The following is a 24,942-nucleotide window of genomic DNA, read 5'->3' as shown; positions in this document are numbered from 1 at the left end:
CCCTACTACAAACAAAAACTTTTTTATCACTGATTATCCGGACATGATATTAGTATAACTTCAATCAATAAACATTGTCTTACGGCGACTAATTATTCGGATTTAATAAAAGTTTTCCTACTTGTTTAACCCAATTAATAATCGTTGCATAGTAAACCTCTCGAATAATAAAAAATTAAATCAATTATCCCACAAAAATCATCAATTATTTCCCACTACTCCCCGCTCCTTATTCCCTACTCCCTAATCCCTCTTTTCTAGTGTAATAAAACCATATTTTTCAAATACAGCTTTTACCTCTGGAGTAAACATAAATTCTTCTAGTTGTTTAGCTGCTTCAATATTTTTACTATCTTTAATTATTGCAATGGGATAAACTACTGGTGTATGAGATTTTTCCGGTGCATTAGCAACAATTTTTACTTCCTCTGAAGCATTAGTATCTGTTCGATAAACAATGCCAGCATCAATATTTCCTGTTGCTACATAATTTACTATTTGACGCACATTTTTTGCAAAAACTATTTTTGGTTCTACTGCTTCATAAATACCGAGAGAAGTTAAAACTTCTTTACCATATCTTCCCGCAGGAACGCTTTTTGGTTCCCCAATAGATATTTTGCTAATAGGGTCTTTTGTTAAATCTTGAAAAGTGTTAACTGAAGCAGTATTTTCTTGAGGAACTATTAATACCATTTGATTTTTCAGTAAGTTGCGAGGGCTTTCATCTATAATGATACCTTTTTCTTGCAACATATTAATATGGGAAGGAGATGCAGAGATAAATAAATCTACTGGCGCACCTTGTTCAATTTGTTGTCGTAGAGAACCGGAGGAAGCTAAATTTAATGTTAAAGAAACATTGGTTTTTTCTTGTTCATAAATAGGTTTAATTTCTGTCATTACATCTTTGAGACTAGCTGCTGCTGAAACTGTTAAATTTATTCTGGAAGCAGTAGACTGAGAAGATGAATTATTGGTATTTGGGCTGCAGCTAATTATTGATAAACAAGTAAGTATGACTATAAATTTCCAGGTGGCGATCGCTCTTTTTTTCATATCTATTACTCCAATGTTTAATTTTTCTCAAACTTATTAATATTGTAGAATTGTTTTTGTTAAAATTTCACAAGTAAACAATTTCATATTCGGAGCTTAAAAATGAAGATTAGCGCTCGTAATACTTTTAAAGGTACTATTAAAAAGGTAGTAACTGGAGCTGTAGATACTGAGATCACGTTAGAAATTGCTCCTGGAGTAGAGATAGTTTCTGTAATTACTAAAACTTCAGCAGAAAACTTGGGATTAGCCGAAGGTAAGGAAGCTTATGCAGTAATTAAAGCATCTGATATTATAGTGGCAGTTGATTAATATTACTAAGAAAATGCAACCAAAGATTTTATAAGCCAAAAACTTAATAGGGACGTTCCATGGAACGTCCCTACGATAATAATTATTTACAAGTCGTACTTATTACACTAAATAAGCTTCTTGGTGAGTTTTGATAACACAATCAGACTTTGGCTTGGCTACACACAATAGCGCCCACCCTTTTTCTACTTGCTCATCGTCTAAGAAGTTTTGATCTTCTTGATCTACTTCTCCTTCGGTTATTCTTGCAGCACAACTAGAACAAGAACCTGCACGACAAGAAGAAGGGAATTCTAAGTCTGGATGAGCTTCTTCTACTGCATCAAGTATATATGTATCATCATCAACTTCGATGGTGACATCAATTTCTGGGGGTTGCTTTTTCTTACCTTTGATTAGTTGTACTTTGTAAGTAGCCATTGGTTAATTAGATCCTCCTTTTGTTTAGTTGTTCTTAATCTCGAAACTGTGTTAACAAGCTATCAGCTATTAGCTATAGTCTTTATGCTAAATGCGGAGTGCTGAAAGCTATATTAACTGCAAGGTACTGCTGTACAAAACTTACACAATCCCGGCAAAACTAGGTAATACCTCGTAATTCCTGTCTTGATGTTTGCTTCTTGCTTTAACCTGGAGAGTCGGCTCTTGCCAGTTCACAAGCGTATATTTGGGTGCAGCCCACCCTAGTTTATTGATTTACTTCTCCTGATAGCCCACAGACTTTTTTAGGCTATTTGAGGTCGCGATCAATATTTATCGCTTCCGACACCTATTATCAACTACAGTTCTAAAAATTTCAAACTATCCCCGATTTTTTTAGCTTTTATTGCCGTAAATTGCCAGGGATATTGATGCGAGCAATTAGCTACAAGGTACTCCTGTTGGAGTGCAACCTCCTGCTTGAAAAGACTTGCCGCAACTACAAGTTTCTGTGGCGTTAGGATTAATAAACTTTAACCCGCTTTCTGTTAAACCTTCGATGTAGTCAACTACAACTCCGTCTAGCAAAGGCGCACTTTTAGGATCGATAAATATTTGTAAGTTATCTTTTTCTAGTAGTAAGTCATCTGCCTTGGGAGCTTTAGCAATATTTAAGGAATATTGATAACCACTGCAACCTCCATCCACAACAGAGATGCGGATGCCTTGATTTGAGTCTTCCACGAACTTTGTAAGTTGAGAAGCAGCTTTTTCTGTCAAACTCAGAGTCATAATCTTGAGGGAAAGTAATTTATACTTGCCGATAAAATAATTATCCAGATAGACGACATCCGCCTCTTGTCTGGTTTAGTGATTTAGTGGTCTAAGGAAAAGTGGTAGTTTGAGAGGCAATAGATAAATCAGGCTAACACTAAAACAGATTAGATTGTATTGATTAGAAAAATGCACCCTGACTTTTAAAAATTCTAGTCTTAGTGTTAGCCCGATCTCACTGCAGATCGTTTTCACGATCGCATATCCTAAAAGATTTTTAAACTTGCCGTTTCTACCAATTCCTATATTTATAAATTAAACCAAAGCTCTAGCTACAAACTGTTCGCTGTGATAACTTCTGTGGTTAAATTGTTACCAATACCTGTGGACTCAGCTTTTAACTCTCTACTGAGAGAACCACAAACCTGACAGTTGGGGTCATGGTAGGGGCGACGTTTAGCAAACTCCATCCCATCCAAATCCATTGTCAACAGTTGTGACCACAGAGGTTTACTAAATCTTGTAATCTGTTTGATGGCTTCTGAAGCTGCTAGACAAGCTAGAGTGCCAGAAACTATCCCCAATACTCCGAACCCACGTCTATCCCAATTTGGTTTTTCTGGGAACAGACAAGACAAACAGGGAGTTATACCAGGAACTATGGTGGTTAAGTAAGCTTCCATACTATTCATGGCAGCTTCCACCATTGGTTTGCGCCAACGTACACAGGCAGCATTGAGTAAATTCCGTTCGTCAAAGTTGTGGGCACAGTCGAGGGCAATATCAGAGGACTGTACTAATGCGTCTACATTTTCAGCCGTCACATATTCGGGAACTGCTTCAATCTTAATGTCTGGGTTAATGGCAGATAGAGTTTCCTTGGCTTTGTCTACTCGGACTTTACCAACCCAATCATCTGTCATCAAGATTTGACGATTCATGTCATCAAGTCGCAGTTCGCCACCTCGGACTAAAATTAGTTTCCCGACACCTGCTACTGCTAAATACAGTGCTGCTGTGCCACCTAACCCACCGACTCCCGTGACTAATGCTGTTGTTGATTTGAGTTGTTGTTGTGCTTCCTCACCAAAGCCTGGAAGCATCATTTGACGACTATAACGTTCTAATTCTTTGGGTGTGAGGTCGGACACAATTTTTTACTCCTTACTCAGCACTGATTTCTGTTAATTTAACTACATCGTTATGTTCTTGTTGGAATACTGGAAATACTTTTTGTTCTTGAGCGTTAGATGTCAAGAAAGTTTGATAAGCTGATTCTAATGCTGTTTTATATGCAGTTATTTTTTCTGCTTCAGCCAGTTCTTTTTTTTCGTCAACTTCTGCAATTGCTACAGAAAACATTTTTAATATATGGAGGCGATTTACATTTACAGTTGTTTGGTCGAAGGGAATTTCAAAGAAGCTGAGAAAATCTTCGGCATCGACGAGTTTTTGGAAGTCTGTTAATGTTTTCATTTGATGAACCCCAGTATTATTTAGTAGTGGCTATTTCTATTATTTGATTATAGACACAAATCAAAATCTTTATCATCTATTTTAATTTTTTTTAAGATTTTTCTTAAAAAAAGATTAGCTTAGGCATTCAGTTATTAGCTGTCAGCCATCAGCAATAATAAAAAAGTATAGAAACCGGGTTTGTATTAAATGCCCTACCATCTAAAATTTACCTCCCATAAACCCGGTTTCTTGTTTGGGTTTGTAACTCCTACAGAGAAACCGAGTCGATGGAGGAAATTTCGTGATTTCAACAACAATATCAGGGGAATAAACCTGGTTTCTTGTTACTGAATGCTATTAAGTTAAAGTTTACAAACTTCCTTATATTTGTTCACCAACTCAATGCCAGCTTTAGCCATTTTTTCTCCTTCATCTTCTAATTTTTCCAGAGAAGTAAACCCAAAACGTTGAGCATCCCGTAAAGTTCTAGAAACCACTAAAAGACGACCGCAAAATACTAATGCCCAACCAAATCCTTCGTGGTTGATACTAATAACTACCTGCATGATTTGATTAGTTTCTAATTCAATGCAAGTCGCTATTGCATTGTAGAATAACTTAATCCGAGCTAAAGTCATCGGATCGACTTCATTCTCAGTAGAAATTTGGCGTTTTTCTTGCTTACTAACAATGTAAGGCTTGATAATTAATTCAGGAGACCAAGACTTATATACTCCATAGGAGTCTTGGGCTTGAACCGCTCTAATTAATTCCTTAATAAAGGGAGCGGAATAAATGTCAGTTGTTGTTGTTGTTTCTGTTTGAACTGTCATAGTTTTATACCTCTTCAAGTACAGCTTCTAAGTCAGATTCAGAAGTTTTTTGTAAAGCTTTCCTTAACCAAGGTGGAGGACTGCCTTTTAATGTTTGTACCAATCTATCAAGCACTTCAGTAATTGTTTGTTCTGCTGAAGTTGACTTCATGGGAGTAACTTTTTTGTTGATTAAACGACCTGCTGCGGGACCGCCAATTTCTAGTACATAAACTATTGTGCAGTCGAGCAAAGCGGCGACTTTGGCATGAAGTTTTTCTAGTTTATCTTGTTTGGGGGCATCTTGATCTAGATTACCGCCAAAAGTCAAGGGTTCTAAAGGTTGATACCCTTTATCATCAACTTCATATAAAGCCATTTGTTTAGAAGAACCAAAATGACCATCTATATGAACCAAATCAGTGGTTGCAAATGCAACTTTCATTGTTGTTTTCCTCCTTGTTGTATGTACCAAAAACTAATAGCAAACTGCCATTAGTTCTTGATAACAAGCTTGTTTTGAAGCGGTAAAGTTTGTAGTAGAGCTTTAGCCCTCAAATCTTGACCTTTTGGGCTAAAGCCCTACTACGAGCCTAATCTAATAAACCTGGTTTCTTGTTTCTAACGTAGCGACAATAATGAATAATCATTACTGTGAATTTTTGATTCTTCTTGCTCTAAGAAAATATTACCAATATCAAATAATAAATTCATTGTACCACGATAACCTACATAACAACGTTGACCATTACCGAGGCGATCGTGAATTGGCATTCCCATCCGATAGAGAGCAATACCTAACTTCTCAGATATTAGCTTACCATGAGAATTGGTAATTAGTAAATCTGAACCTGCTGCTACTTCCTCAAAGTCTCCCAAGTCTCCAACAGTCACATTTTCTGTGGGCAATTTTTCGAGTAATGGCGATCGCGTAGTTGTTACGGCAGCTTTAATATCTGCTCCCATTTCTCGCAAAAACCAACTTGTTGCCCAAAGTAAATCTGGCTCCAGAGCAATAGATATTTGCTTATGACCAAAATAGAAGTGGGTATCCAACATCGCATCCTGTAACTGACGACGTTGGCGTTGATACTTCTGAGGCACTTCACAACCTCTGTCAAGATGAGGATCGGTACGAGACACAACTAGCTGAGACAATTTTAACATGAAACTGTCTACAGCACCTAAACCTGTCAACCGAGGAAACACTTGATATTGAGTACCAAATTTTTCTTGCAGTATCTGAGCAGCGTTCCGTAGACTTTCCCCAATAACAAAGGTGAAAGCTGACTGACTCAAATTACGCAACTCCTCTATTGTAGTACCGCCAGTACTGGTAGCACTATAAATATCATCAACTAAATGTCCGTCCAAAGACTGAGATATATCTGGTACAACTATGGGAATTAAGCCAAAACCTTCCACAATATCTTTGACTTCCTGCACGTCTCCAGGAGCAAGACTAGAACCTGCTAAAATTGTAATGAAAGGTTTTTTAGTTTCCCTGGGAATAGGTTCGCCATAATCATAAGCTACTATACGTTCTACTGTAGCAGCAAAACCGTCCTGAGCAGAACCCTTATAATCTGGAGTAGAAACATTTAATATGGGCAACTCATCTAACTCTGGATTATCTTCTCTAAATTTCTTGAGAATACGTTCCATGTCATCGCCCCTGGTTTCTGTTAAACCAGTAGTCAACAAACCAATAACTTCTGGTTTTGACTTTTCAACTTGAGTCAGCAATGCTTTATCGACGTTATCTTCCCCTCCCAAAATAGTTGTCACTTCACTCATGGCAGTCGTAGACAGGGGAATAGCTTCTTGGAAGTGATTTACCAATAATACCTTAGCAAAAGCAGTACAACCTTGAGTACCGTGGAACATTGGCATCATCCCCTTAATTCCTAAGTATGCTAAAGCTGCACCCAAGGGTTGACTGAGTTTCAGAGGATTTGTGGATAAGGGGTTTTTATGAACGTTAACTGTTGCGGGTGGAATATTAGTCAGACTTGGTAAAGTTTCAATTGCTGAGACATCCTCTAACTGACATTCCTCTAACCAAGGTGCGGGTTGTCGTACTTGTTCCCAAACTGGACTATGGAGAGCTTCATCTAATTCTTTTGCCATTTCAATCATCCCATGATATCCAGCGTAGGGATGGTGGCGTTCTTGGTTAATGTGCAAAAATGGAATTCTGGCTTTGAGGGCGGTATATTGGTTACGGCCTCCTGCAATGAGCATATCAGCTTTAGTGTCGGCAATTACTTTCAGCAGAATTTCAGCATTACCTTTTTCTAACAAAATACCATCTTTACCAAGTAATTGTTTGATTTTAGCTTTATCTTCTTCCGTACTTTTCTTGGTGCTAGTAGCAACCACATCCATACCTAAATCTTTAGCTGCGGAAATAATAGACCAACTTTTTACCCCGCCTGTGTAGAGTACAACTCTTTTACCTTTGAGACGTTGGCGATAGGGTTCTAATATTTCTTGGAGAATAGTTGTTTCTTCCGCAATAAGCTTTTCTGTCCGCTCTTTCAAGTCATCATAACCAAGTTGAGCTGCTATATTTCTGAGACAGTTGTTAATATCAGCAACACCATAAAATGATTCTTCAATGTAAGGAATACCGTATTCTTCCTCCATTTTCCGTGCCATGTTGATCATAGCTTTAGAGCAGATCATAACGTTGAGTTTGGCACGGTGAGCATAACAAACTTCTTCGTAGGTAGCATCTCCTGTAATTTTTGACAATACCCGAATGCCGAGTTTTTCAAACAGGGGTAACATAGCCCACATTTCCCCAGCGATATTGTATTCACCGATGAGATTAATATCGTAAGGTGTAGTAAATTCTGGTTCTGCTGTACCTACTACATGGTCTAATAATGCTTCTGCACTAACCCGGTTGCCGAGATTTTTACTACCGATGAAACCAGGAGAGTTTACAGGAATTACCGGAAGTTCTAATTTTTTGCTGGCGACTTTACAAACTGTTTCTAGATCATCTCCAATTAAGGAAGTAACACAGGTAGCGTAGACAAATACTGCTGGAGGTTGGTAGCGTTTTTTCAGTTCAGCGATCGCCTTCAATAATTTTTTCTCACCGCCCATGATAATGTCATTTTCACCCATGTCGGTGGTAAAACCCATTTTGTAGAGATGGGAGTTAGAGGAAAGACTACCACGAGTTCCCCAGGAGTTACCAGAACAACCTAAAGGCCCGTGAACCAGGTGAGCTGCATCTGTGATGGGTACTAGGGCGATACTAGCTCCGTCGAAAGCGCAACCTCCTTGAGCTGCTCCAGGTGACGCTTGTTGGTTACAGCCTTTCTGTTTTTTTTCTCCGTTATTTTTCTTATGGTTGTGTTCGCAACCAGGCTCATTCAATAGTTCGGCAACTTTGCCTGGGGTCATCATAGCCATGTTATTAATTCTCTTTATTAACTACTATGGGGCGGGTATGGAGTATCTAATCTTAAGAATGACAAATTTTTATTATTGGTTTTGTATAGAGGTTATCATTTTGTAGGTTGGGTTGAGGAACGTAGCTTGCTTCCCGTAAGTTCAGTAGTGTATTGTTTCATCTTAAATGTTGCGTTAGAAAATGGAGGGATGGGGTGATGGGGCGATGGGGGGATGGGGTGATTATGAAAAAAGCTAATGCACTATTTTAGGTGAAACAATCCACTACTGGCGTGTCAAGACTAAAATGGTGGGTTAGGAGCGAGTAACCTTGAAGACCTCTCCCCCAGCCCCTCTCCTGCTTTTGAGAGGGGAGAAATTCCCCCCCTTCCCTTGTAGGGAAGGGGGTTGGGGGGTTAGGTTTTTTAATCCACATTTTCAAGCTTGACACGACACTACTGAACTGACTAATATGATGTCCGGATAATAATAAAAATTTTTTGTTTTAGGACTTTAGCCCTATCTATAATTCGGGCTAAAGCCCTACTACGAGCTTTAATTATACTAAAATAGGGGCTTGATACCCAAGCCCCTACTCTTTTTGTGGCGATCGCTTAACGAATCAAGTCAAAAGATGTATCGTTAACACCTAGCTCCATGCTACCACGATCTAACTCATCAAGGATAGTATTAACAATCCAGTTGAGTAGATTGAATGCTCCCTTATATCCTAAGATAGAATAACGGTGTTGGTGGTGACGATCAAAGATAGGATAGCCGATACGTACTAATGGAGTACCAGTATCACGTTGGAGGAACTTACCATAGGAGTTACCAATTAACAAGTCAACTGGCTCAGTATCCAACAGTGAGCGCATGTGCCATAAATCCTTACCAACCCAAACAGTAGCATCTTGACCGTTAGGATCGTTAGCTAACAATGCCTTAGCTTCTTCTTCAAAACCATTAACATTACCGTTGTTAACAAGAACGTGAATTGGCTGCATACCCAATTCTAGAACGAAGTTTACCAAACCTAATACATGGTCAGGATCGCCATAAATTGCAACGCGCTTACCGTGTAACCAAGCTTGAGAGTCAGTGATAGCGTCAACTGCACGACCACGCTCAATTTCTAGCTCTTCAGGAATAGCTTTTCCAGTCAATTCAGACAATCCCATTAAGAACTCATCAGTACCACGGATACCGATAGGACGATAAGTAGCTGTTGTTTGACCACCTTTTTCTACTAGGTACTCTAGAGTCTTAGGAGTGGAATATTTCTGGAAGGAGATAGTAGCCTTAGCATTGATGGAATCAGCACCTTCTTCCAGAGTTGTACCACCGTTGTACATCTTGAATTCGCCCAAGTTAGGAGAATCAAAGCTCTCAGCGTTGTCTGCTAAAACAGTGTTAGGAACATCCATCAAAGATAGAATACTCTTCAATTCCCGGATGTTGCCAACATAAGGGTCGAAACCAGGGATAAAGTTGATTTTACCGTTATCTGTTTCTGCTTTCTTACCTTCAGTCAGAGCTACCAAAATACCCTTGAGCATATTGTCATAGCCTGTGATGTGAGAACCAACAAAGCTAGGAGTATGAGCGAAAGGAACTGGGAAATCTTCAGGAACTGAACCTTGCTGCTTGGAGGTAGTGATGAATGAACCTAAGTCATCTCCAATTACCTCTGCCATGCAAGTTGTGCAGAGAGCAATCATTTTTGGCTTGTACAAAGCATAAGAGTTTGCCAAACCATCAGTCATGTTCTTGAGACCACCGAATACCGCAGCATCTTCAGTCATAGAAGAAGAAACAGCTTGGAATGGCTCTTTGTAGTTACGAGTTAAGTGAGAACGGAAGTAAGCAACACATCCTTGAGAACCATGTACAAAAGGTAGAGTGCCTTCAAAACCTGCTGCTGCAAAGATAGCACCTAAAGGCTGACAAGCTTTAGCAGGGTTGATAGTTAGAGCTTCACGAGCAAAGTTCTTCTCACGATATTCCCAAGTTTTTGTCCACTCACGAACTCTGTCTACTTCTTCCTTGGAAGGACCACCTTCAAATTCTTTCTTCCGCTCAAACATTTCTTGGTATTCTGGTTCTTGGAAGAGTTGAAAGTGATCTTTGATTTTGTCTACATTCTGACTCATGGTGTTTATTCCTCTATGGTATTGTTCGGAAGGAAGAGGGAAGAAGGAAGAAGTAAGAAGAATCTCAACTACAACCTCTAAACTCCCAATTCCTAGTCAAATCTTTGTTTGTATATTGGGGATGCCGTAGTGATGGCATTACCCCATTTCCTAAAAGCCAAAACCCATACTTCTGACTTCTACTAGCTAGCTTGCTTCCAAGGAGCTTTAATTAAGTTCCAAGTTGGGCTGTTGAGAGCTAGATCCATGTCACGAGCGAAGATAGCGAATCCGTCATAACCGTGATAAGGACCAGAATAATCCCAGGAGTGCATTTGACGGAATGGCATACCCATCTTCTGGAATACATACTTCTCTTTAATACCAGAAGCAATTAAGTCTGGCTTTAATTTCTTAGCAAATTCTTCAAATTCGTAGCCACTAACGTCATCGTAGATTAGAGTACCTTCTTGAGCATATTCAGCAGTACGCTTATAGTCATCACCGTGACCGAACTCATAACCAGTACCGATAACTTCCATTCCTAAATCGTCAAAAGCAGGAATAACGTGACGTGGACGTAAACCACCAACCATCATCATTACTTTCTTGCCTTCTAAACGAGGACGATACTTAGCAATTACTGCATCAGCTTGTTCCTGATATCGAGCAATTACTTTCTCTGTGTTTTCTTTGATTGTATCGTCGAAGTAAGAAGCAATCTTCCGTAGAGATTTAGCAATTTGAGTTGGACCAAAGAAGTTGAATTCAGTCCAGGGTATACCATACTCCTCTTCCATGTAACGGCAGATGTAGTTCATGGAGCGGTAGCAGTGGATGAGGTTTAAGTTCACCCTAGGAGCCATGAATACTTCGTTGTAAGTACCGTCACCTGTTGCTTGGCTAACAACTCTTAAGCCGATTTCATCTAATAATAGACGAGAACTCCAACCGTCACCACCGATGTTGTAGTCAGCAATTAAGGATACGTCATAAGGAGTGGTCTCAAAACCGATTTCTTCGTTAGTAATCTTTGCAGATGGCTCGTATACCCAGTCACGCACTGTGTCGTTAGCGATGTGGTGACCTAATGACTGAGAAACACCACGGAAACCTTCGCAACGTACTGGTACAACTGGTTTATTGAGTTCTTTAGCAGCTTTCTTAGCTACTGCTTCGATGTCATCACCAATTAGACCTACTGGACATTCAGATTCAATTGTGATACCAGCATTTAGAGGGAATAAATCTTCGATTTCGTTCATGATTTTGGCGAGTTTTTTGTCTCCACCAAAAACGATGTCTCTTTCTTGGAAATCGGAAGTGAATTGCATTGTACCGAAAGTATCAACACCAGTTACACCGTTATAGTAGTTACGACGTCCTGCCCAAGAGTAGTAACCGCAACCAACTGGACCGTGACTGATGTGAACCATGTCCTTAACAGGACCCCAAACAACCCCTTTTGCTCCAGCAAAAGCACAACCACGAGTTGTCATTACACCAGGAACTGATTTAACATTAGACTTAACGCCACAGTCAGATCCTTCTTCTAAAACATTGAGGTGCTTTTTCCGTCTCTTAGCAGCTTTCTCAGGATAAGCGTCTAATACCTCTTGAATTAACTGTTTGTTCTGTTCGATTTTTTCAGATGCCATGTTAGATATCTCCTTTTGGATATTGGAAGATTTTAGTGTTTGAGTTTTGTATTAGTGGAGGCAGGTGCTTTTTTATTATCTGCAAAACCTGCCCCTACAAAATTGATTAATACAAGACTCACCACTCAATATTTGTGTTGTGAGATGGGGTGTGATTAGCACACCCCTACTATTGTGCTAGAAGATTTTCAGCTAATTAAGCTTTTCCTGCTTTTAAAGCTGCATCTTGTTCTGCAATTTGCTTCTGACGATCTTCTTCGTCTCCTAATAGACCGAACTCAATTAACAACTCTTCTAATTCATCCATTTCTAGAGGAGTAGGAATAGTTAGTTTGTCGTTGTTGATGATCTTTTGAGCCAATGCATCATACTCTTGAGCTTGGTTATCTTCTGGAGAGTATTGCTCAACAGTCATACGACGGATTTCAGCGCGTTGTACAACGTTATCGCGAGGTACGAAGTGAATCATTTGAGTATTGAGACGCTCTGCCAAGTTCTCAATTAACTCAACTTCACGGTCAACTTTACGGCTGTTGCAGATTAAACCACCTAAACGTACACCACCAGCGTGAGCATACTTAAGAACACCACGAGCGATGTTGTTAGCAGCGTACATTGCCATCATTTCACCGGAACATACGATGTAGATTTCTTGAGCTTTGTTTTCACGGATAGGCATTGCAAATCCACCGCAAACAACGTCACCTAGTACGTCATAGCTTACGAAATCTAAGTCTTGATAAGCACCTTCTTCTTCTAGGAAGTTGATAGCAGTGATAATACCACGACCTGCACAACCAACTCCAGGCTCAGGACCACCAGACTCAACGCAACGAATGCCTGCGAAACCATCTTTCAATACTTCGTCTAGTTCTACATCTTCAACTGCACCGCGCTCTGCAGCAACGTGAAGTACAGTAGTTTGAGCTTTAGCGTTTAAGACTAAACGAGTAGAGTCAGCTTTAGGGTCACAACCTACGATCATGATTCTCTGACCGTGACGGTTAGCCATTGCAGCTAGAGTGTTCTGAGAAGTAGTGGACTTACCGATACCGCCTTTTCCGTAAAATGCAATCTGACGCATGATAGATTTCTCCGTTTTGTTAGTGTGTTTGACTTGAAATTAGGAATGAATGTGATTTTTTTGCTGTAAGGGTTTCCTTAGAGTTTGTGTTTGATGGCTGCTTTTTTCTAGGGCTTTTGGCTTTACAGCACCACATTCATAATTTTGTTCATGTAAGAACAGTGTGTATTTAGCAGCAACATTGAGTGCCCGGAGGCGCTCGCCCTAAAGCTTGAGCAGGTATAACCTGCGTGTATATAGTTGTCATTAATGCACCCGTTTTATTGGTTATTTGTCGCTGTAGTCAGCATCAATTTAGCTTTTATACCGATTCTACTACAATGCTTTCGCTTACTCGTTCTTTCAATGTAGCTTCAATCGCTCCTTTAAGTGTCGCCATTGCACTACTGCAAGTACCACAGGCACCTTTGAGTGTTACTAGGACGCGATCGCCATCTATATCGAATAACTCAACATCTCCTCCATCTTCTGCGAGAACTGGTCTCACTTCTTGTTCCAATACTTGTTGAATTAATGTGATTTTTTGTAGGTTTGTTAGTTTGGTTGCTGGTTTAGTAGTTGTAGGGATTTGTTGTGTAGTAGGTTCTGGCGTTTCGTAAACCGATTCGATTAGATCGTCAATATCTGCCAGACAAGAACCACAACCACCACCAGCCTTCACATAGTTTGTTACTTCTTCTGCTGTTTTGAGATTATTTTCCCGGATAACTCGCTTAATCTTGTTTTCCGTAATTGCAAAACAACTACAAACTAATGCTCCTTCATGGTCTTCTTCGTGAACTTCTACCTCAATACCTTTATACTTAAAGATTGCTGCTTCTAATGCTTCCTCGCCCATGACTGAACAGTGCATTTTTTCTTCTGGTAGCCCTCCCAGGTATCCCGCGATATCCTGGTTTTTAATATTCATGGCTTCGTCTATGGTTTTGCCTTTGAGCATTGCCGTTAGGGCAGAAGATGAAGCTATCGCACTAGCACAGCCAAAGGTTTGAAACTTTGCATCTAATATTTCACCGGAGGCTTCATTTACTTTGAGGTGTAGACTTAAAGCATCTCCACACGCTATACTTCCTACCTCACCGCTAACTACCTTTTCCCCCTCTTTTTGGTCTGTAATAGTTCCTTGATTTTGGGGGTTGTAGAACAAGTCCATTACCTTTTCAGTATATTCCCACATAGCCCTTATTGTTTAGAACACCCTAGTTTTTACTGATGAAAAATTCTGTTTTTTCTTGAAGGTTAATACTCAGTTAGTAGAGCAATAAATTATTAATTTGAAGAGGTGGGTTAAACTTGATATTATTAGTATTGCACATTTTTTAGAATCAAGCAACCCCTTTTTACCTTTTTTTCCTCAAATTTCATAACTTCAAGTGATTGGCGTAAAAATTATGTACCACCCCTAGAAATTATATTTTTATCTTCCAGGTTAGGAAATATTTTTTTTGTTGACTTTGCTACAATTTTGTGAGTTTATAGCGTGATGTATACCCCTCTTTAACCTCTACAATGATTGTTGCTTAATCAACGGAGCTTTTCTGTTATTTTCACTACATTTTGTAGCGTAAACAAAAGTGTAGCAATCCTTAAACTATTATAAATTTTAGGATGACACAGTTGCCTGCTGACGCTCTTGCAGCCACTCAGCTTGGTCATTCTTAAAAGGAGATAAAGCACGCAAACGTTCTGCTACGGTCGGCATCACTGCCAACACTTCCTCAATTTCTCGACGAGTTGTATAACGTGATAGAGAAAAACGAATCGAGCCATGTAAAACTGTGTAGGGCAATCCCATTGCCCGCAAAACGTGAGAAGGTTCCAGAGACCCAGAAGTACAAGCAGAACCAGAAGAAGCACAGATACCATAATGGTTCAAATGCAGTAATATTGCTTCTCCCTCAATATACTTGAAGCCAATATTAGTAGTATTAGGCAACCTCTGAATAGGATGACCATTAACAGCACAATCAGGAATAGCAGCCAAAATACCGTTTTCCAAATAATCGCGCAGTTCCCTTTCCTTGTCAATATGCGCCAAATGCTCTTGTGCCAATTCACAAGCTTTACCCAGAGCAATCAGACCAGGTACATTTTCCGTCCCTGCACGGCGTCCCCGTTCCTGATGTCCTCCAATTAATAACGGACGGAACCGAGTACCACGGCGCACATACAAAGCAGCAATACCTTTAGGAGCGTGCAACTTATGACCAGATAGAGCTAGCATATCTATAGTGCTATTCTTCATATCTAAAGGCACTTTTCCTACCGCTTGCACTGCATCAACGTGGAACAGCGCACCATATTCCTTAGCTATTTGCCCAATTTGCTCTATGGGGAAAATCACGCCTGTTTCATTATTGGCGTACATAACTGAAACTAGGGCAGTATTACCTGTAATAGCAGCTTCCAGTTCAGTTAAATCTATCATTCCCTGACCATCTACTGACAGATAAGTAACTGTATACCCCTGCTTCTCCAGATGTTTACACAGATTTAAAACTGCCGGGTGTTCTACTTGAGTAGTAATAATATGCCGTTTATTAGGTTGAGCGGTAAGAGCAGCTCGAATAGCAGCATTATCACCCTCAGTACCAGAACTGGTAAAAATAATTTCTGTATCTTCAGCGTTTAGTAAAGCTGCTACTTGCGATCGCGCCTTCCTCACAGCCTTACCAACTTGTCCGCCGAAAGTGTGCATACTAGAGGGATTACCATAAAATTCACTCAGGTAAGGCAGCATTTCCGCCAGCACTGCCTCATCTACTTTGGTGGTAGCATTGTTGTCTAGATAAATGGTTTGTTGCATAGCTGACTAAAAAATTGAGGTGATGGTTGTAGAGAAGAAGAAGAACAGTCAGAAGCCTGATGTTGAAAGCTTGTGACTTTTGACTGTTGGTTTTTAACTTCCAGCTAGCTGTACTAGCTATGTATTACAGATTGAAGCTGGAAGTTACTACGACAATCTTTTTGAGTAGAGTTCAAACCACTTTAGCCAGTAATTTCCTTGCTTGGCTTCATTTATTTGAGAAACCAACTTGTTATAAGTAACAAACTAGGCATCCCAATAATTGGCTGCTGCTGATGCTATTGCTTAACAGGCATAAGATTTACTTAATTGCATAGCCTACTTCTTTCCAGCTAATAGCACCAGTGAGGCATTGGGAAACATAATGATAGCAGGAAACACATTTGCTAATTATGGTACAATTCATTACCTATGCAGGTTGTATTAGTTTGATGAATTCCTTGTAGAAATCTAAAGCAACTGTTTCAATTACATCATAGCTCTCTACTACGTCTACTCCTGCGTCCAGTAACTTTCCTTTTGGACCATCACCAATTTTAGAAACTAGAACAGCTTTGCAATCAGAAATTGCCTTGATTATATTCTCCAAACTTCCTTCTTCACTATAACCACCTAAACAATAGTGGTCAACTTTCCGGTGAGCAATAAACCTGGCGTTAACACCATCTACTTCATAGATCATGAACTCTTTAGCATGACCAAAGTGTTGATTAACTAATCCGTTACCCTTACTTGCTACTGCTAGCAATATAGGAGGACCAGCTTGAGCAACTGCTTCTTCTACCTGAGTCTCGGCCTTGGCTGTTGCTAGTTTATTGCGGAAACCTTCAATGCCAGCATGGACTTCTTTACGCTTTTCCAGATCGTATTCTGGAGTCATCTCCATGATTGCTTCTTTTGTGAATTCCTTACTCCGATCTTCACCTAAGAGACCAACTGCATCTGCACGGCATTGACGACAGTGGCGCATCATTTTCATACCACCAACATCACATTTGTCTTGCAATGTTTTTAATTCTTCAGTAGTTGGACCGCGCTGACCATTTAAACCGAAGTAAGTGCCGTGTTCTGGTGAAGAAATTAGGGGCATAATGTTATGGATAAATGCACCCTTAGAACGAACTACTCTATTAACTTCTTCTAAGTGCTGATCATTAATGCCAGGAATCATCACTGAGTTAACTTTGCAGAGAATATCAGCTTTTTGGAGCAAGTCCAAAGATTCCATTTGCCTTTGATGGAGAATTTTGACTCCTTCAATTCCTCTATAGCGCTTCCGCTTGTAATGAACCCAAGGATAAATCTTAACCCCAATTTCAGGGTCAACCATATTAATTGTTAAAGTAACGTGGTCAATATTTAATGCTTTAATCCGATCTACATACTCAGGTAAAGCTAGACCATTGGTTGACAAGCAAAGCTTGATATCTGGAGCTTTCTCAGCTACAAGCTCAAAAGTGCGGAATGTTTTCTCTGGGTTGGCCAATGGGTCGCCAGGTCCGGCAATACCCATAACAGTCATTTGTGGAATTTTCCCTGCAATTACTAGAGCTTTGTGAGCTGCTTCTTCAGGAGTTAGTAGTTCACTAACTACCCCTGGACGACTTTCATTAGCGCAGTCGTATTTCCGGTTACAATAGTTACATTGAATGTTGCAAGCTGGTGCAACTGGAGCGTGCATCCTAGCATAGTGGTGATGCGCTTCTTGACTATAGCAAGGATGGTTAGCAACCCGCTCTTGGATATTGGGGGCCAGTTCCTGTTCGGTGCTTCCGCAACCCTTTGACGCGCAGCCGCCGGATTTTTTTTCTGGGCTCGCCGTGGTGTTTGCGAAGCTGTTCACTGTTGGTTGGGCAGATAGTTCTGTTGGCTGTAACATCTAAGTTTCCACTTGTATTGTACTAGCTGTCGCCGTGGGTGACGGATTACTCGCGTCGATACACTTTTTCTCAGTGACTTGAACATTGGCGGTGTTATGTCAGTGGATTTGGTGTCCGGCGTTATAGTTTTTATATCAGTGGGTTTTAGAGTGCTACATTCAAAAACCGCGATTAGTATTTATTATTATGATTAATTTTGTACTCAGATTTTTCTAATTTAATAATTCAAATTAGATTGGGATATATAAAATTTTTTATTGGGGTACAGGTACTTGTATTTTTTAAGTTGGGTACGAGTATTTACGGTGTGATGGTGCAGGCTCCTATGTACTCATGCTGGAAGCTATATATATTGGTTATTTCGCTATTTTTTTGACCATATTTTTTTCTCTAGGCTCCTGTACTCATATACCCCCTATTTAAGTCAATCTTTTATTACTGTATACAATGTATCAGTTTTTGGCAAGTAGGGTAGATTTTTCTTAATTTTTCTTTAGCATTTGATAATTATTCTTGATAAGAAAGTAGATTGAATCTTATTATTTCAGAAAATTAGAACAAACTATATTTGAGAATAATCTCAATTAATAACTTATTTGCAGAACTCCTATCTTCCAATTATCTGCCTCCCTTTTCTCTTATCTACTGTACTCATATTGTTCTTTATTTAGGTTAATCTTTTATTACTGTATATAATGTATCAGTTTTTGGCAACTAGGGTGGATTTTTCTTGACTTTTCTTTAGTATTTGATAAATATTTCTAATAAGTTACTAATTTAACCCTTATATCCCAGGACGAACGAAGTCAAAAGCCAGAAGTTTTTTTGTTACGGGGATGGGTAAGCCGCCCGACAAAAACATTTCGCTAATCAAGGCGGGGTGACGGCATTTAATCCTGTTTGATCATCTAAGCGAAAAACTCTACATTCCAACCCCTAATCTACCTACCGAACGGTTTCAACTAAAATAGTGCATTAGGGAGTAGGGGAGTAGGAGGGACAGATAGTGGTTAGGTTTATCCTTATCCTACGGATAAGCTGCACTTTCCATGTCGCGCAGCGTTTCATGTCGGCTCTTAGCCAAAAACACTCCCCAACCAAACCTACATCTATTGCAAAATTTAGATTTAGGATGAAACAGTATACTACGAAAAATTTAAGTGCCAATTTTTAGCTTCTGTAATTAACTTAGCAGTTTTTTCAGAATTAAGTAGATAATTTTTAACGTTTTTTTTAATATTTCGACTATGGTTATGAGTTAAACTAATATTGAGTACAAGTTTAAATTTTAGAGAAAACCCCACTTAAGATCCTCAAACTTGCAGTAATACAAGCATTTGCCTTGAGTACAAAAATGCTAGTACATTATTCAGTAAATACTCGTACACACTACAAAAAATACTAGTACCTATAGCCCAAAATATATTTTAAACATATCTATAATACTCTTCTACTCATGGGTTAAATATTTTGAGTACAAACCTAATAAATTTAATAAAGACTGAGCAGGAAATATTTATCAGTAGTTTACAAGGCACTTGGTATAAACATTGAAAAGCAAACGTCTTTATCAAAGACAGAAGCCTTTATTTTGACCCATGACCAAGAAATAAGGTCTTAAACCTCCCTATTACTATTACTAAAGGTACTGTTAAAGCAGTTCCTCCACAGGAAGCTAACTAATAACTGATAACTGAAATGACTGCCAATACCTGCACCTTACCTAACACAACTAACAATTCTACTTTGACAAAAGGCCAAGGTAACTTGAGGTCTCAAGTCAAACCAAAGGCTGATAGTGAAGTTCTCCAAAAAAATCTACTATTAGAATCCAATAGAGAGCTTTCTTCATCTCGTCGTCATAGGTTTTGGTACAAATATTTTACCTTTCCTGAACTAAATACAATATTAACAGATTTTCAAGTAATTTTCGAGCGAGATCCAGCAGCACGCAACTGGCTTGAAGTGTTATGTTGCTACCCTGGTTTGCATGCTTTATTACTACACCGTCTTGCTCATAAATTGTACCGTCAGAGAGTACCTTTAATTCCACGTTTAATTTCCCATTTGGGGCGGTTTTTCACAGGAATAGAAATTCACCCAGGGGCAAAAATTGGACAGGGAGTATTTATCGATCATGGTATGGGAGTAGTTATTGGTGAAACAGCAATTATTGGAGACTATTCATTAATTTATCAGGGTGTCACTCTTGGTGGAACAGGAAAAGAAATTGGTAAACGCCATCCCACTATTGGCAAAAACGTTGTAGTTGGTGCTGGTGCAAAGGTACTAGGGAATCTCAATATTGGTGATAATGTTCGCATCGGTGCTGGTTCCATTGTATTGCGTCATGTCCCTTCTGACTGCACCGTTGTTGGTATACCAGGTAGAGTCGTATCGAAATCTGGTGAACGGACTGGAGTTCTAGAACATGGAAAATTACCAGATACTGAAGCTGCCGTAACTCGTGCTTTAGTTGACAGAATTGAGCAACTAGAAAAACAATTGCAAACTCTTATGGGCGATACAAGGAAAAGCAACAATGTGTAGTAATCATAATTCTCACCCTCATCCCGAAGATTTGACTAAAATTGTGAATCTTTCTCAAATAGATCGTTGGTTTGTTCACCATCGCTTAAAAGAGCTAATGATTAATAGTTGGTGTACTGACAATGGTGAATTATTAGTAGAAGTAAAGAGTTGTACTGATGCTATTCTACTCCAAAGCACTGTTAAGCAATTTATTGCTCCTCGGACAGAGTTAGTAGACTGGTTAGAAAGATGCTGGAAAATGGAAGTTCCTAAATACAACCATTAATTTTAATGAACAATACTCATTGGTAATAGATATAGAACTTTCCATATCTATTACCTGTAGTTGAATTTTTTAAGGATAATAACTATGGAAGGCGATCGCAAAACCACTCTATTTATTCATTTTTTGCAGGAAGAATTATCTCTTTCCGCAGCAGCAATTTCTGTCGCACGGAAACACAGTGAAGCTTCTTGTGGTCCGCTACCAATGATTCTCTGGAAGTTTGGTATGATTTCCCTGCACCAACTACAGCAAATTTTTGATTGGTTGGAGTCTTATAATAACAATACTTTCTGCTACGATAAATTAATTAGTTAAAAGATGAATTATAAAATTTATCTAAATAAAAGTTACCTGATTAGCAAAGTAGTGTTTAATTGAGGCAAATACTAAAATTTAAGTTTAAGTAGTTTAATCAAGAAATCAAAATATTTGTCCCTTGTTTATGATGTTCCTGGATCTGTATCTATTGATTTGCGAGGGAACGCATCTACAAAATTATAAATATAGTTAAAATAATTAATAATTTCTCTTTCTTTGACATTTATCCTGTTGATTAAGTGTAGTTCTAACAACCCTCAGAAATCGAGTTTTATGATCAACAAACCATAAATATTTGATTGATTGACAAATAAACTGGACTTATTGAGTCAGCTATAATCGCTACTTTTTTCAACAATATAAATATGCAATAATTAAGAAGTAAAGTATGACTTTTAGAAGTCAAAAAAATCACGACTATTTTGCAAGTGATTACAGATAATATAGCAGTCGCCAGGGCGGTCAAGACATTCTAGCGCCTCTCAAGTTTAGTCACAGCAAGAATTTAACTTTTAACTTCTGACTTCTGACTTCTGACTTCAGCTATATCTGTCCAAATTAAACACAGTTTAATTGTAGAAAAAATACTAAACTTATCGAATATTAGCGAGGCAACTAAATGAAAGTAGATGAACTTATAGAATTAGACGGACCCCCTGCATTTGAACTCGAACAAAAAGTCAGGGTTTGTAAAATCATTCGTAATGATGGTACTTTTCCTGGAAAAAATCGAGGTGATGTTCTTTTGGAGGGAGGAGAAGTCGGTTATATTTGCGGCATCGGTACCTTCTTGCAAAAATTTTATATTTATTCCGTGCATTTCATCAAAAAAGGAATGATTATCGGTTGTCGTAAAAATGAAATTGAAATTGTGGAGGAAAATTATTAATGAAAGTAATGTTACGGAATAATCCAGCAGGAAACTTAGAAGTTTATGTTGCTAAAAAAGACTTAGAAGAAGAAGTTGTCTCACAAAAAATTGATGGAGATAATAAGATTTTAACTTTAACAAATGGTTGGGAATTATCTATTCCTAAAGACCAACCAGAAAAGTTACCGATAACAATAGATGCTAAGAGATTAGACTAAAGGTTTCCTTTCCATAGTTACTCCTTATTGTTCAGCCACTAAATGAGATTTATATCTTGTTTGGTGGTTTTCTTTTCTTAGATCAAGTCCGTTTAATTAGTATTTTTATCAGGACTTATATCATGTCCGGTTGAACAGTGATAATTAAAGCTCGTAGTAGGGCTTTAGCCCTAAGATAGGTATTTATCGGGCTAAAGCCCTACTACAAACAAAAACTTTTTTATCACTAATTATCCGGACATGATATTACGCAAAATAAGGTAATTCTGTCATTACGAGCGACAGCGTTTGCGAAGCAGTCCGTCAGGATAGTAATCTCAAACGTCCAAAAATTGTTCCTAATGCGTAAGTCCTGTTTATAATAACATTCAAATTTGAATTTTGACTCTTGATAATAGGTTGATACATAACCATAACTTGAATTTCTTGATTAGTAATTGGTCATTTCAGTTATCAGTTATCAGTTGTAAGCGAAGAGATAAAATTCTATTTGATTTTTCAAAAAATATAAAATCTTTGTTTTTAATTTCAAATATTTCAGCAACATTAGTGATAAAATTATTTCTTTCACCATCAATTAGCATCTATACTGGAAAAACTTTATAATCTGTAACCAATATTCTACATACATAAATCGGTTCTTGGTTATTAGTTTTTTTGGTTTCAGCAATTTTTTGATACCTTTCTCTTATGTATCTTAGCTGATTAATTAAACTATCAGATATACTTCTCTCTAAAATAAAAAATCTACTATCAAAATACCGAAATCTCAAGTAATTGAATCTTGCATCGGTTGTGTTTAAAAAATCTTCTCTAGCTTGATATATTTTTTCCGGTAAATAGTTAATGGATAGTTGATAGATATACAGTCGTCCCATCAGACTCTATTACGTTAAACCAAATTCCATGATATAAAATCATTATCAAAAATTCCCATAAAAAAAGGTGGGGAATACCCACCCTAAAATTAACAACAATTATAGCAATCGCCATTATTATTAGAAAATTCTCAAACTTAGTCATCGCCAAAATTTAACTTCTGACTTCTGACTTCTGACTTCTGACTTCAACTAAGCACCAACCGCTTCTTTTGCAGCATACATAACTTCCAAAGAAATCTCCCCAATACCACGTTCTCTTGCAAACTTTTCTGTATTTCGCTTCACCTTACCCCGGACAAAACCAGGCACTTTATTCAATTCTGCCTTTGCTTCCTTCGTCCAATTCAAATCAGAATCAGCAGAAATTCCCTTAGTAATAACTTCCTTAGTATCGTGCCCGCCAAATATTTCTAACAGATGATCTTCCATTCCCAAAGTAAAGGAATTGTAAACCAGATCGGCAATTTGATTAGTTCCTTCATAACCCATAAACGGTTTATAACCAATAGGGAAATTCTGAATATGAATAGGTGCAGCAATAACACCACAAGGAATATCTAAACGCTTACCAACGTGACGCTCCATTTGCGTGCCAAAAATTGCCGAAGGTTCCACACGAGCAATCGCATCTCCAATCTCTCCATTATCCTCACTAATTAAAACCTCATCACAATATTCACTCACCTCTTGCCGAAACCAGTCAGCATCATACTTACAATAAGTACCCGCCCAAACTACATGAATACCCATCTCCCGCGCCAAAATTTTTGTCAGAGCAGCAGCATGGGTATTATCGCCAAACACTACCGCTTTTTTCCCTGTTAAATTTTGACAGTCAATGGAGCGAGAAAACCAAGCTGCTTGAGAAACGTGCAAAGTTTGATTATCAATATATTCCTCATAGTCAACATTTGCTCCTTGAGCATTAACCACCTGCTGAATTTTACGAATACAACGAGCAGTTTCCACCACACCCATAGGAGTAATGTCAATATAAGGCGTGCCAAACTCAGATTCTAAATATTTGGCTGCCATTACGCCTAGTTCTCTATAAGGTGTGAGGTTAAACCAAGCGCGAGGCAGATTTTTTAAATTGTGAACCGACGCACCTTCGGGAATAACTTCGTTAACTTCAATACCTAAATCTGTCATTAAGCGTTTTAACTCGGTACAGTCATGTTGGTTGTGGAAACCCAAGGTAGAAACACCAATGATATTAACAGAAGGTTTTTCAGTTTTTCCTTCTGGAAGTTCCCCTTTCTTTTTCGCCTTCTCAATATAATATTTAACAATTTGTTCCAAAGTACGATCTGCTGCTTGTAGTTCGTTGACGCGATAATGATTAACATCTGCCAACATTACGTCACCTTTCGCATCTATTTGAGCGCGTTCGACAAAATTCTCCAAGTCTTCTTGCAAAATACTGGAAGTGCAGGTAGGAGTAAGAACAATTAAATCTGGAGTTTCTTCCTTGTCTTTGCGGACGATGTTATCTACTACTTTTTCTTGGGAACCACGCGCCAATACATTACGATCAACCACACTAGCAGTCACGGGCGTATAATTACGTTCTCTTTCTAACATAGAGCGCATGACGTTGAAATAGTCGTCACCAAGGGGAGCGTGCATAATAGCATGAACATTTTTAAAGGAACTAGCAACGCGCAATGTACCAATGTGAGCGGGACCTGCATACATCCAGTAGGCTAATTTCATATAATCTTCTCCGTTTTATAGTTAACAGTTATGGATTTGTTAGTTTGATTGTCTCAGATTTTTGATGTCTTTCTTCATTCAATGGGATTTATGGAACAATATTTGCCTAGTGGACCGACACAAATGGTGCAGACAGGCTGGAAGCCTATTCCACACAGATTGTTAAATGTCACCCGCAGCTCAGATTTCAACCGTCTAATGCACTCTACACGCTTTGCACTTAGCTGTTCCACGCCACTAGGTTATTCCATACACTAGAAATTTAGTTTGCCAGTAAAGTAATAGGATTATTGTTTTAGTTAATTATTCTTAATTTT

General features: G+C 38.6%; 21 protein-coding genes. 6 read left to right on the top strand and 15 right to left on the bottom strand.

Going from position 1 to position 24,942, the window contains the following annotated elements:
* Positions 1-243: 243 nt before the first annotated feature.
* Positions 244-1,059, bottom strand: a complete 816-nt coding sequence (gene modA, locus ACP6PL_RS05835; RefSeq protein WP_426543495.1) for a molybdate ABC transporter substrate-binding protein — start codon at positions 1,057-1,059, stop codon at positions 244-246.
* A 102-nt stretch (positions 1,060-1,161) separates the two neighbouring features.
* Between modA and ACP6PL_RS05830 the strand changes: the two genes are divergently transcribed.
* Positions 1,162-1,371, top strand: a complete 210-nt coding sequence (locus ACP6PL_RS05830) for a TOBE domain-containing protein (RefSeq protein ID WP_426543493.1) — start codon at positions 1,162-1,164, stop codon at positions 1,369-1,371.
* A gap of 102 nt (positions 1,372-1,473) precedes the next feature.
* Here the strand turns inward: ACP6PL_RS05830 and ACP6PL_RS05825 are convergent, their stop codons facing one another.
* From ACP6PL_RS05825 to nifB, 13 genes are all read right to left on the bottom strand, one after another.
* Positions 1,474-1,791: a 2Fe-2S iron-sulfur cluster-binding protein gene (locus ACP6PL_RS05825; RefSeq protein ID WP_426543491.1), complete on the bottom strand. Its 318-nt coding sequence runs from the start codon at positions 1,789-1,791 to the stop codon at positions 1,474-1,476.
* 441 nt (positions 1,792-2,232) lie between these two features.
* Positions 2,233-2,583 carry a HesB/IscA family protein gene (locus tag ACP6PL_RS05820; RefSeq protein WP_426543489.1) on the bottom strand — a complete coding sequence of 117 codons (351 nt, stop codon included), beginning with the start codon at positions 2,581-2,583 and terminating at the stop codon, positions 2,233-2,235.
* A gap of 314 nt (positions 2,584-2,897) precedes the next feature.
* Positions 2,898-3,716 carry a HesA/MoeB/ThiF family protein gene (locus ACP6PL_RS05815; protein ID WP_426543487.1) on the bottom strand — a complete coding sequence of 273 codons (819 nt, stop codon included), beginning with the start codon at positions 3,714-3,716 and terminating at the stop codon, positions 2,898-2,900.
* Positions 3,717-3,729: 13 nt separating this feature from the next.
* Entirely contained in the window at positions 3,730-4,041 is a 312-nt protein-coding gene (nifW, locus tag ACP6PL_RS05810; protein ID WP_426543485.1) for a nitrogenase-stabilizing/protective protein NifW, read from the bottom strand.
* A gap of 344 nt (positions 4,042-4,385) precedes the next feature.
* Entirely contained in the window at positions 4,386-4,856 is a 471-nt protein-coding gene (locus ACP6PL_RS05805) for a NifX-associated nitrogen fixation protein (RefSeq protein WP_426543483.1), read from the bottom strand.
* A 4-nt stretch (positions 4,857-4,860) separates the two neighbouring features.
* Positions 4,861-5,280, bottom strand: coding sequence for a nitrogen fixation protein NifX (nifX, locus tag ACP6PL_RS05800; protein WP_426543481.1), 420 nt, complete (start codon positions 5,278-5,280; stop codon positions 4,861-4,863).
* A gap of 176 nt (positions 5,281-5,456) precedes the next feature.
* On the bottom strand, positions 5,457-8,264 hold the full coding sequence (locus tag ACP6PL_RS05795; RefSeq protein WP_426543479.1) for a bifunctional nitrogenase iron-molybdenum cofactor biosynthesis protein NifEN: 2,808 nt from the start codon (positions 8,262-8,264) through the stop codon (positions 5,457-5,459).
* 593 nt (positions 8,265-8,857) lie between these two features.
* Entirely contained in the window at positions 8,858-10,396 is a 1,539-nt protein-coding gene (gene nifK, locus ACP6PL_RS05790; RefSeq protein ID WP_426543477.1) for a nitrogenase molybdenum-iron protein subunit beta, read from the bottom strand.
* Between the two features lie 182 nt (positions 10,397-10,578).
* Positions 10,579-12,033, bottom strand: coding sequence for a nitrogenase molybdenum-iron protein alpha chain (gene nifD / locus ACP6PL_RS05785; RefSeq protein ID WP_426543475.1), 1,455 nt, complete (start codon positions 12,031-12,033; stop codon positions 10,579-10,581).
* 196 nt (positions 12,034-12,229) lie between these two features.
* Positions 12,230-13,117 (bottom strand): nitrogenase iron protein, encoded by an 888-nt coding sequence (nifH, locus tag ACP6PL_RS05780; protein WP_426543473.1) that lies wholly within the window; start codon positions 13,115-13,117, stop codon positions 12,230-12,232.
* A 301-nt stretch (positions 13,118-13,418) separates the two neighbouring features.
* Positions 13,419-14,294, bottom strand: a complete 876-nt coding sequence (gene nifU / locus ACP6PL_RS05775; RefSeq protein WP_426543471.1) for a Fe-S cluster assembly protein NifU — start codon at positions 14,292-14,294, stop codon at positions 13,419-13,421.
* Between the two features lie 426 nt (positions 14,295-14,720).
* Positions 14,721-15,923, bottom strand: a complete 1,203-nt coding sequence (nifS, locus tag ACP6PL_RS05770; protein WP_426543469.1) for a cysteine desulfurase NifS — start codon at positions 15,921-15,923, stop codon at positions 14,721-14,723.
* Positions 15,924-16,332: 409 nt separating this feature from the next.
* A complete protein-coding gene (nifB, locus tag ACP6PL_RS05765; RefSeq protein ID WP_426543467.1) occupies positions 16,333-17,802 on the bottom strand; it encodes a nitrogenase cofactor biosynthesis protein NifB in 1,470 nt (489 codons plus the stop codon).
* Between the two features lie 1,906 nt (positions 17,803-19,708).
* On the opposite strand from nifB, the gene cysE reads away from it, so the two are divergent.
* The 5 genes from cysE to nifT all read left to right on the top strand — a co-directional run bounded on the left by cysE (position 19,709) and on the right by nifT (position 22,028).
* A complete protein-coding gene (gene cysE / locus ACP6PL_RS05760) occupies positions 19,709-20,353 on the top strand; it encodes a serine O-acetyltransferase (RefSeq protein ID WP_426543497.1) in 645 nt (214 codons plus the stop codon).
* Positions 20,346-20,621, top strand: coding sequence for an Asr1405/Asl0597 family protein (locus ACP6PL_RS05755; RefSeq protein ID WP_426543465.1), 276 nt, complete (start codon positions 20,346-20,348; stop codon positions 20,619-20,621). Before cysE ends, ACP6PL_RS05755 begins: the two co-directional genes overlap by 8 nt.
* 84 nt (positions 20,622-20,705) lie before the next feature.
* On the top strand, positions 20,706-20,936 hold the full coding sequence (locus ACP6PL_RS05750) for a DUF2949 domain-containing protein (protein WP_426543463.1): 231 nt from the start codon (positions 20,706-20,708) through the stop codon (positions 20,934-20,936).
* Between the two features lie 622 nt (positions 20,937-21,558).
* Complete coding sequence (locus ACP6PL_RS05745; protein ID WP_426543461.1) at positions 21,559-21,828, top strand: nitrogen fixation protein NifZ; 270 nt, start codon at positions 21,559-21,561, stop codon at positions 21,826-21,828.
* On the top strand, positions 21,828-22,028 hold the full coding sequence (gene nifT / locus ACP6PL_RS05740; RefSeq protein ID WP_293097735.1) for a putative nitrogen fixation protein NifT: 201 nt from the start codon (positions 21,828-21,830) through the stop codon (positions 22,026-22,028). The genes ACP6PL_RS05745 and nifT overlap by 1 nt, the downstream gene beginning before the upstream one ends.
* A gap of 1,070 nt (positions 22,029-23,098) precedes the next feature.
* On the opposite strand, the gene bchB is transcribed toward nifT, so the two are convergent.
* The gene (gene bchB, locus ACP6PL_RS05735; protein WP_426543458.1) at positions 23,099-24,625 is read right to left on the bottom strand and encodes a ferredoxin:protochlorophyllide reductase (ATP-dependent) subunit B; all 1,527 of its coding nucleotides are present in this window, start codon (positions 24,623-24,625) and stop codon (positions 23,099-23,101) included.
* Positions 24,626-24,942 lie beyond the last annotated feature (317 nt).

The sequence above is a fragment of the Dapis purpurea BLCC-M126 genome, assembly GCF_050015975.1.
GTDB lineage: Bacteria > Cyanobacteriota > Cyanobacteriia > Cyanobacteriales > Microcoleaceae > Trichodesmium.
The sequence above is the reverse complement of the archived record's forward strand: the minus strand, read 5'-3'. Positions and strand labels throughout refer to the sequence as shown.